This window comes from Achromobacter sp., assembly GCF_057314935.1.
The window spans coordinates 38,571-47,712 of record NZ_DBHKZA010000052.1 but is presented as its reverse complement, the minus strand read 5'-3'; the positions used below and the strand labels follow the sequence as shown (position 1 = coordinate 47,712).

The 9,142-nt window shown below is 66.0% G+C and carries 11 protein-coding genes; 5 read left to right on the top strand and 6 right to left on the bottom strand.

The annotated features are described in order from the left end of the window. Positions 1-2: 2 nt before the first annotated feature. The 3 genes from ACO6D5_RS19245 to ACO6D5_RS19235 form a co-directional block, all read right to left on the bottom strand. The gene (locus ACO6D5_RS19245; protein WP_006227696.1) at positions 3-866 is read right to left on the bottom strand and encodes an IclR family transcriptional regulator; all 864 of its coding nucleotides are present in this window, start codon (positions 864-866) and stop codon (positions 3-5) included. Between the two features lie 157 nt (positions 867-1,023). Next, positions 1,024-1,839, bottom strand: a complete 816-nt coding sequence (locus ACO6D5_RS19240; protein ID WP_485826231.1) for a competence/damage-inducible protein A — start codon at positions 1,837-1,839, stop codon at positions 1,024-1,026. A gap of 34 nt (positions 1,840-1,873) precedes the next feature. Then, entirely contained in the window at positions 1,874-2,683 is an 810-nt protein-coding gene (locus ACO6D5_RS19235) for an EI24 domain-containing protein (protein ID WP_485826230.1), read from the bottom strand. Positions 2,684-2,746: 63 nt separating this feature from the next. Here ACO6D5_RS19235 and ACO6D5_RS19230 point away from each other — a divergent pair, with 63 nt between their 5' ends. Continuing rightward, on the top strand, positions 2,747-3,130 hold the full coding sequence (locus tag ACO6D5_RS19230) for a thioredoxin family protein (RefSeq protein WP_485826229.1): 384 nt from the start codon (positions 2,747-2,749) through the stop codon (positions 3,128-3,130). 105 nt (positions 3,131-3,235) lie between these two features. On the opposite strand, the gene ACO6D5_RS19225 is transcribed toward ACO6D5_RS19230, so the two are convergent. From ACO6D5_RS19225 to ACO6D5_RS19215, 3 genes are all read right to left on the bottom strand, one after another. Next, a complete protein-coding gene (locus ACO6D5_RS19225) occupies positions 3,236-4,729 on the bottom strand; it encodes a DEAD/DEAH box helicase (RefSeq protein ID WP_485826228.1) in 1,494 nt (497 codons plus the stop codon). A 322-nt stretch (positions 4,730-5,051) separates the two neighbouring features. Beyond that, positions 5,052-5,387, bottom strand: coding sequence for an AzlD domain-containing protein (locus ACO6D5_RS19220; RefSeq protein ID WP_416023514.1), 336 nt, complete (start codon positions 5,385-5,387; stop codon positions 5,052-5,054). After that, positions 5,384-6,115: an AzlC family ABC transporter permease gene (locus ACO6D5_RS19215; protein WP_006227690.1), complete on the bottom strand. Its 732-nt coding sequence runs from the start codon at positions 6,113-6,115 to the stop codon at positions 5,384-5,386. Before ACO6D5_RS19215 ends, ACO6D5_RS19220 begins: the two co-directional genes overlap by 4 nt. 194 nt (positions 6,116-6,309) lie before the next feature. Between ACO6D5_RS19215 and ACO6D5_RS19210 the strand changes: the two genes are divergently transcribed. The 4 genes from ACO6D5_RS19210 (at position 6,310) to ACO6D5_RS19195 (ending at position 9,115) form a co-directional block, all read left to right on the top strand. After that, positions 6,310-7,230, top strand: a complete 921-nt coding sequence (locus tag ACO6D5_RS19210; protein WP_006227689.1) for a branched-chain amino acid transaminase — start codon at positions 6,310-6,312, stop codon at positions 7,228-7,230. 91 nt (positions 7,231-7,321) lie between these two features. Continuing rightward, on the top strand, positions 7,322-7,540 hold the full coding sequence (locus tag ACO6D5_RS19205) for a zinc-finger domain-containing protein (RefSeq protein WP_006227688.1): 219 nt from the start codon (positions 7,322-7,324) through the stop codon (positions 7,538-7,540). Between the two features lie 34 nt (positions 7,541-7,574). After that, positions 7,575-7,997 (top strand): YybH family protein, encoded by a 423-nt coding sequence (locus ACO6D5_RS19200; protein WP_485826227.1) that lies wholly within the window; start codon positions 7,575-7,577, stop codon positions 7,995-7,997. A gap of 17 nt (positions 7,998-8,014) precedes the next feature. Then, on the top strand, positions 8,015-9,115 hold the full coding sequence (locus ACO6D5_RS19195) for a YheT family hydrolase (protein WP_485826226.1): 1,101 nt from the start codon (positions 8,015-8,017) through the stop codon (positions 9,113-9,115). Positions 9,116-9,142 lie beyond the last annotated feature (27 nt).

Sequence of the window (9,142 nt, the reverse complement as noted above, 5' to 3'; positions counted from 1 at the left end):
CCCTACGGGCGCAGCGCTTCCGCCGCCATCCCCAAGCCGTTGAAACCGGTGGACACGGACGGTTCGTAGCCCAACGCTTCCGAGATGCTGGCCGCGGTATCGACCAAGGCCTTGATCCAGTCGTCCTGCAGGCGTTCGGCCGGGGCCGAGATCGACAGGCCCGCCACCAGCTTGCCGGTGTCGTCGAAAATGCCGGCGGCGATGCACCGCACGCCCAGCTCCAGCTCTTCGTTGTCGCGCGCATAGCCATGGCGGCGCACCAGGGCCAGCTCGCGTTCCAGACGGTCCAGGTCGGTCAGGCTGTTGCGCGTGTGGCCGGCCAGGCCGGTGCGCAGCGCATAGGCGCGCACCTGGCGCGTGTCGCCGGTGGACAGGAACAGCTTGCCGGTGGAGGTCAGGTGCAAAGGCGCACGGCCGCCGATGGCGCGCACCACCTGCATGCCCGAACGCTCGCTCCAGGCGCGGTCGATGTAGACGATCTCGTCGCCCTGCTGGACCGACAGGTTGATGGTCTGCCCCGTCAGCTTATGCAGCGATCGCATGGCGGAAATTGCCGCCTCGCGCACGTTCAGGCGCCCTTTCACCAGTGACCCCAGCTCCAGCAGGCGCATGCCCAGCTGGTACAGGCCGTTATCGACGCGTTCGACGTAGCGGCCCACGACCAGGTCGTTCAGGATGCGGTGCGCGGTGGAGGCATGCAGGCCAGTGGTCGCGGACAATTCCTTGAGCGTGACGGGGTCCTGCTGCGCGGCCAGGGCATCCAGGAGGCGCATGGCGCGCTCGATCACCTGAATCGCGATCGGATGGGCGGGGGCGCCTTCGGTTTCGGCGTCCAGGGGATTGCGGGGGGGCGAAAGACGGGGCATAGGGGAAGGTTGGGGCTCGCGCCGCGCCGCCGAAAGAAACCGGCCTTGCGGCAACGCAGCAAACAGTTCTTTCCCGTATTGTGAAATTTACCGCGCCGTTTGGCAATGGGTTTTTCAGCAATAAACGGGGTCGGCACCCGTTTATTGCTGATCCGCGTCAGTGGGCGGGCGGCGGCGCCAGCTTTCCGCCCAAGCGCAGCACTTCGGCCCGCAGGAACTCCAACGCCGCTGCGGCGGCGGCCGGTTCGCCCTTGACGCCCAACTCGATATGCGGGGTGCCGCCGGCTTCGCCGACGCTGGGCAGGCTGAACGCGCGCACGTCCGGCCAGCGGGTTTCGACGCTGACCATGGCAGGCGTGATGCGCGACTCGGGCATGCTGAATACGAGGAAGGAATGCTCGACGTGGGCGCGTACATGTTGCAGTGCACGATAACGCGTGTCCAGCGTCCACTCCAGCATTGGCCACGCCATGACCGGAAAGCCCGGCACGAACGTGTGGTCCTGGATGAAGAAGCCCGGAATCCGGTTATACGGATTCGGGACGATCTCGCAGCCCTCGGGGAACATGCCCATCTGCAGGCGTTGCTGGTTTTCGGGCGCGCCCATGTCGGCGGTGCCCTGCCCTTTGGCTGCCATTTCGGCCGTCCGCAGCGCGATCGCCGCTTCGGCTTCAGGGTGCAAGGCCAGCGGCCGGCCCAGCGCCGCGGCGGCGGCTTGGCGGGTGTGGTCGTCAGGCGTGCCGCCGATGCCGCCGCAGGACAGCACCACGTCGCCGCTGGCGAAGCTGCGCCGATAGGCGGCCACCAAGGTATCGCGATCGTCGGGCAGGACTTCGGCCCAGCCCAGTTGCATGCCGCGCGCGCTCAGGAGCTCGACGACTTTTGAAAAATGCTTGTCTTGACGGCGGCCCGAGAGGATTTCATCCCCGACGATGATGAGGCCGATGCGGCGGGCGGCGGATTCTGCGGCCATGTCCGATTCCATTGGGTAAGAGGGGAGACGCCGGTCAGGCGTCGATGACGCGGTCCTCGCGCAAGCGCTTCAATGCGTCCAGTCCGTAATGCGCGTAGACCAGCGCCGAGAACACCGGCAGGATGATCCACGCGGGCGGCAACAAATTCAATAGCGAGCAGATCAGGCCGATGGTCCAGAAGCCGCCGTTATTGCGTTCCAGGATCAGCTTGCGTTCCTCGGGGCTGGCGTGTTCGACGATGGCGTCCACGCGCATCATGCGCGAGAACGCGAACGCCCACCAGAAGATCGACAGCACGATGGCCATGGGCGGCACCAGCCACAGCGGCAGCGTCAGCAGCCACCCGGCGGCAAACGCCGCGGACACCCAGACGGCGTTCCACACACTGACTGCGGTGGCGTTCTTGCCCTGCCGCGTCACGGCGGCGTACTCGCGCTGCCCGACGTGGCGCAGCACCAGCGGCATGACGAAGACGGCCGCGATCGCCAGGCCCAGGATGCCCGACACCGGCAGCAGGATGGCCACCGCGATGATGGGGACCAGATAGATCTTGAGCGAGAACAGCCCCATCGCCAGCATCCAGTCCTCGGCGCGGTTCACGAAGTCCCAGCGCGCCGCCTCGGCGGCCAGCCATTCGTTGAGCGGCGTCCAGAACAGGTACAGCAGCAAAAAGGCGCCGATCAGCGCGATCAGGAACGGCAGCAGCACCGCGAACAGCATGCTCGGATGGCACTGGGAAACGAGCGCACGCTTGAACGCCTGGCCCACGCTGACGGCGCCGGCCCCTGCAGCGGACAAGCGGCCGTTGCCGGGGCGGGGGGAATCAGTGCGCAAAGCGGTCATGGGAGCGGAAAAATGGGGTGGACATCCCGGGTATGATAGTCAAACATGCCTTCATCTGCTCACATGTCTCTACTCGTACCCGGCACCGACCTTGCCGCCCTGCGCGCGCGGCTTGGCGCAACCCCCGACACCTGGCTGGTGGCCTGTTTCTGCGCAGCCTGGTGCGACACCTGCGAGCAATACAAGCCCAAGCTGCAGGCGCTGGCCGACACGCTGCCGCAGCACGTTTTCGCCTGGATCGACATCGAAGACCATGCGGAACTGCTGGGCGATGAAGACGTCGAGAACTTCCCCACCCTGCTCGTGCAGATCGGTGCGCGCGTCGTGTTCTACGGTCCCATGCTGCCGCATATCGGGCACCTGGAACGGCTGCTGGAAAGCGTGGATGCGAATAGCCCGGCTGTCGCCACGGAACTGCCGGATCTGCCGAAGATGCTGGCGGCCTGAGGGCCCGCGGCCCCGCAAACCGGGCCCGCACAATAAACAAACCCGCAAGGCCTTCCGGCGTTGCGGGTTTTTTTCTTCGCCGGGCATTGTCATGCCTGAAGGCGATCAGTTCTTGCGCGAGCCGCCCAGCAGCACCGCCACCTGGCGCTTGGGCGCCGAGGACGTATTGCCATTGCCGTTGTTGCTGGGCGCCGGCTCTTCGGCCGCCGAGGAGGAAGCCGAAGGCTCGTAGGGCTTCAGGAAGAAATCGTCCACCGGCTGGCGCGAACCGCCGGACGTATAGCCCGAGCGGCGATCCGACGACCGGCCACGATCGCCACGGTCACCCCGGCTTTCTCGGCTGGATTCACGGCCTTCGCGCGAGGACGAACCGCTGCGCTCGTCGCTGCGGCGGTGGCTGCGCGCCACGGCGTCGGCAGGCAGGTCGAGCGTGCCGCGCGGCACTTCGCGCTTGATCAGCTTTTCGATGTCGAGCAGGAAACGCTCTTCGTCCGGCGTGAACAGGGCGATGGCTTCGCCCGACGCGCCCGCGCGGCCGGTACGGCCGATGCGGTGCACATAGTCTTCGGCGTTGTAGGGCAGGTCGTAATTGATGACGCAAGGCACGCCGGCCACGTCCAGGCCGCGGGCGGCCACGTCGGTGGCCACCAGCACTTCCAGTTCGCCGGCCTTGAAGGCTTCCAGCGCCTTCATGCGGTCGGCCTGCGTTTTGTCGCCGTGAATCGATTCGGCCTTCACGCCGTCGCGTTCCAGTTCACGCGCCAGCCGCGCCGTGCCGATCTTGGTGTTCGAGAACACGATGACCTGCTTCAGGCCGCGCGACTTCACCAGATGCACGACGGCGGCGCGCTTGGCGTCGCTGGGCATCTTGTAGGCGATCTGCGTGATCGTCGTGGCGGTGGCGTTGCGCGCGGCGACTTCGATTTCAACCGGGTGGTTCAGGTACGAGCGACCGAGCTTGCGGATTTCGTTGCTGAACGTGGCCGAGAACAGCAAGCCCTGACGCTGCGTGGGCAGCAGGCGGATGATGCGCTCCAGGTCGGGCAAGAAGCCCATGTCCAGCATGCGGTCCGCTTCGTCCAGCACCAGGATGCCGACCTGGCTCAGGTTCACGTTCTTTTGTTCGACGTGGTCCAGCAAGCGGCCGGGAGTGGCCACCAGCACTTCGCAACCGCGGCGCAGCGCTTCTTTTTGCGGACCGATATCCACGCCGCCGAACACCACGGCCGAACGCAGCGGCGTCTGCTTGCTGTAGCGCTTGACGCTTTCGTACACCTGGTCGGCCAGTTCACGCGTGGGCGTGAGGATCAGCGCACGCACCGGATGCCGCGCGGGCGACGCGCTGGCATTGGCCAGGGGCATCAGCCGGTGCAGGATGGGCAGCGTGAACGCGGCCGTCTTGCCCGTGCCGGTCTGCGCGGCGCCCATGACATCGCGCCCTTCCACCACGACGGGGATGGCTTGGGCCTGGATGGGCGTGGGGATGGTGTAGCCGGTTTCGGCGATGGACTGCAGCAACAGGGGGTGCAGCCCGAAATCGGCGAACGTCGGCGCGGGCGCGTCAGCGGTGGGTGCTACGGATTGAGTGGATTCAGTCATCAGGGTTTGGCAGATACCGGGACCAGTGAAAAAGAACAAAACGAGAGTGCTACATGCACTGCACTACATATGCATCGGGGCAATCCGAATACGTGTGGCCGCAACGCGACGGCACGCAAATCGCCGCAAAGCGCCTTCGGCTTCGCGGACAATCGGCACCCTGCCTTGCAGGCCAGCAGGCGCATTCTGGATTCGATACTTATGAGGGCAGTACCAGGCCCGGATTGCTGTGGATAACCTAATTTTAGCGCAGGCGCCTTACCACACGCTCAAACGGCGTGTATGTCCACCTGGTGGACTATTTATGGCCGAATCGCGGACGTCAGCCCGCCAGCCAGCGCAGCCCCCACAACACCGCCATGCCCACGACGATCACCATGACCGCGCTGCGGGTGCGCAGGAACACCAGGATGGCGACGACGCCGGCCACGAGTTTGTAGTCGAACACCGGCCCCAGGCCTGCCTTCCAGGGTAGCAGGTCCGGCACGACGATGGCCGTCAGCGCGGCGGCGGGCGCGTAGCGCAAGGCGCGGCGCACGCCGTCCGGCAACGGGATGTAGTCGCCGAACAGCATGAAGCCGGCGCGCGTCAGCACGCTGCACAAGGCCAGCAGCAGGATGGCGGAATAGACGTAGAGCTCGGAGGGCCAGAGGGTCATGGACGCGCCTTGAAGAAACGTTCAGCCCACATGCCGGCGGCAACGCCGGCGATGACGGCCGCCGCCAGGCCCAGGCGCAGCGGCAGCACCTGGCCCACCCACGCGACGACGCCCGCCGCCAGCATGGACACCAGCATCGGCTTGGAACTGGCCAGCGGCACCGTGATCGCCAGCAGCGCCAGCACCGCAGCAAAGTCCAGCGACCAGTTCGTAGGCACCATCGCGCCCAGGTAGATGCCGACGATCGACGAGGACTGCCAGACCAGCCAGCCGGGCACGATCGTGCCGAGGAAGAACCACAGTTGCTCGCGGGTGCCGCGTTCGGCCGAATCGCCGTAGCGCGGCATGAACAGCACGAAACCCATGTCGGTGGTGAAGTAACCCAGCCCCAGCCGCTTGGGCCAGGACATGTGGCGGAAATAGGGATGGAGCGCAGCGCCGAAAATGATGAAACGCAGGTTCACGACGCAGCCGGCGGCGAAAATCAGCCACAGCGGCGCGCCCGTGGCGATCAGCGGCAACGACGTCAGTTGGGCGGACCCGGCGTAGAGCAGCAGGGTCATGGCCAGGGCCATGGTCTCGGTCAGGCCGGACTTGACCATGGCCACCCCGGTCACCAGGCCCCAGGTCGCCGTGGCGATCAGGGCCGGCACGATGGCATGGATACCGGCGCGGAATGCGGCCAGGCGTTCCTGGCGGATTTCGGGAAGCGCGGATTCAGAGGACAACGGCTGACCCCTGGCGATTCGGACAGGACGACATGGGAACTCTAACGGGTTGCGCGGGCCGAATGGCACCACGCCGGTGCGCGGACAGGCCGGTATTGTAACCTCGCCGCTTGATACAATAGGCGCCTCAAGATTCTTGACCCCTTGGGGCCTGGCGCGCTGCGCCGGGTCTGGCGCCCTGTGTGGAGAAGACCATGTCGATGGCGGACCGCGACGGTTTCATCTGGTATGACGGCAAACTCGTCCCCTGGCGAGACGCGACGACGCACGTCCTGACGCATTCGCTGCACTACGGCCTGTCCGTCTTCGAAGGCGTGCGCGCCTACAAGTCCGAGATCGGCACCGCCATCTTCCGGCTGGAAGACCACACCAACCGCCTGTTCAATTCAGCGCACATCTACCAGATCCCCATGCCGTTCGATCGCGACACGATCAACGAGGCACAGCGGATGGTCGTGCGCGAGAACCAGCTGGAATCCGGCTACCTGCGGCCGCTGGTGTTCTACGGTCCGGAAAAGATGGGCGTGTCGCCCAAGGGCGCCCGCGTCCACGTGGCGATCGCCGCCTGGCCGTGGGGCGCGTACCTGGGCGAAGACGCCCTGTCGCAAGGCATCCGCGTGAAGGTGTCGTCGTTCGCCCGCCAGCACGTGAACGTGACGATGCCGCGCGCCAAGGTGGCGACCACCTACGCCAATTCCATCCTGGCCAATACCGAAGCCCTGCAAGACGGCTACGACGAGGCCCTGCTGCTGGACACCGACGGCTTCGTGGCCGAGGGTTCCGGAGAGAACCTGTTCATCGTCAAGGACGGCGTGCTCTGCGAACCCGAGATCGCCTCCGCCCTGACTGGCATCACGCGTTCGACCATCCATGCGCTGGCGGCCGACTTCGGGTTGCGCGTGGTCACCAAGCGCCTGACGCGCGACGACGTCTATATCGCGGACGAGGCCTTTTTCACCGGCACCGCCGCGGAAGTCACGCCGATCCGCGAGGTCGACAACCGCCAGATCGGCGCTGGGCGGCGCGGCCCGGTTACCGAGAAGTTGCAGATTGCATTTTTTGACATGGTGCATGGCCGCATCCCGAAGTACCATCACTGGCTAAGTAAAGTCTGAGTTTTGACGCTGACCCGTGCGGTCTTGTCCCCGACAGGATCGCATCATTGCCCCAACCTGCCGTTTATCGGTTCTTTTTTCAGGAATATCCATGACCGCTGCTGCCCCGGCCGCCGTCCCCCACGCTCACGAAGTCATCGAGGTCGGCGCTGAAGACCTGCCCGTGTTCTGTCCCGGCCCCAAGGCGCCGCTGTGGAGCATGCACCCCCGCGTCTTCCTGGACGTGGCCCGCACCGGCTCCGCCAGCTGCGCCTACTGCGGCGCCGAATACCGCCTGAAAGCCGGTACCGTGCTGCACGGCCACCACTAAGCCCGCCGCACAACGCCTACCCGCCTACGCAACCATGTTTGCCACCCCCGAAGAAGCCGAACACGCGTTCTACGAAGCCCTGGAACTGGGGGACGCCGTCCGCCTGATGCAGGTGTGGGCCGACGACGAGGAAGTCGTCTGCATCCACCCGGGCGGACTGCGCATCGTCGGCCACTCGGCAGTGCACGAGTCCTGGCAGCAGGTGCTGGCCAATGGCCCGCTGCACGTGCGCCCGCTGCGCCCGCTGGTCATGCTCAGCATGATGTGCGCGGTGCATGTGCTGGTGGAGCAGGTGGCGGTGCGCACGCGGGAAGGCACGCAGTTCGCAAACTGCTACGCCACGAACATCTACCACAAGGGCCCCACCGGCTGGCGCATGGTCATGCACCATTCGTCGCCGGCGCCCACGGAAGCCGGGGTGCTCGATTTGCACGACGTACCCGACATGCTGCATTGAATCGGGTGGATTTTTAGTTGGCCGCTGCTCGTCTAGATACGTCCCCCTGCCCCGTTCCCTCCTGGTTGCCCGGAGGCGATGCCCAGACGGTCTACGCCTCGGTGTTCGCGCAATACCACCGGATCGCGTTCGTGCGCGACCGGGTGGAAACGCCGGACACCGATTTCGTGGACTTCGACTGGACCGGCCCGGGCCTGTTCCCGCACAAGGCTGCCGACGGCGCGCCCGTCAGCGGACAAGGTCCGGTCGCCAATGGCAAGACCGCCGCGGCGCGGTGGATGACGGATGCCGACTGGAAATCGCTGCCGCAAACGCCAGACACGCCCGCGCTGATCCTGTTTCACGGGCTGGAAGGCGGCAGCAACAGCCGCTACGCCCAGTCCGTCGCGCACTATTTCCGCGCGCGCGGCTGGATCGTCGTGATCGCGCATTTCCGCGGCTGCTCAGGCGTGCCCAACCGCCTGGCGCGCGCCTATTACTCCGGCGATTCCGCCGAGGTCGGCTTCCTGCTGAAAACGGTGCGCAACCGTATTCCGCATGCGCGCTGGCATGCCGTCGGCGTCTCGCTGGGCGGCAACGCGCTGCTCAAATACCTGGGTGAACACCAGGAAGACACCGGCTGGCTGACCGCCGCCGCCGGCGTTTCCGTGCCGCTGGATCTGGTTGCCTGCGGCAAGACGCTATCTACCGGTGTCTTCAACCGGCGCGTCTATTCGGCCCATTTCCTGAAGACGCTCAAGCACAAGGTGCTGGAGAAGGCCCATCGCTTTCCGGGATCCATCGACGTGATGCGCATTGCGCACGCGCATGACCTGCGCGAATTCGACGATACCTACACCGCGCCGATGCATGGTTTTCGCAATGCCCTGGATTACTGGACGCGCGCGTCCAGCAAGCCCTGGCTGCCGAAGATCTCGGTGCCGACCCTGGTGCTCAACGCCCGCAACGACCCGTTCATCCCGGCGGCCTCGCTGCCCAAGCCGGAAGAATGCGCGCCCGTCATCCTGCTGCATCAGCCCACCGACGGCGGGCATGCCGGTTTTCCCACCGGCCCGTTCCCGGCGCACCTGAACTGGCTGCCGCAGCGCCTGGGCCGGTTCTTCGAAACCAGCCTGTAGCGACTCCCCCGGGGGATACCCCCGGGA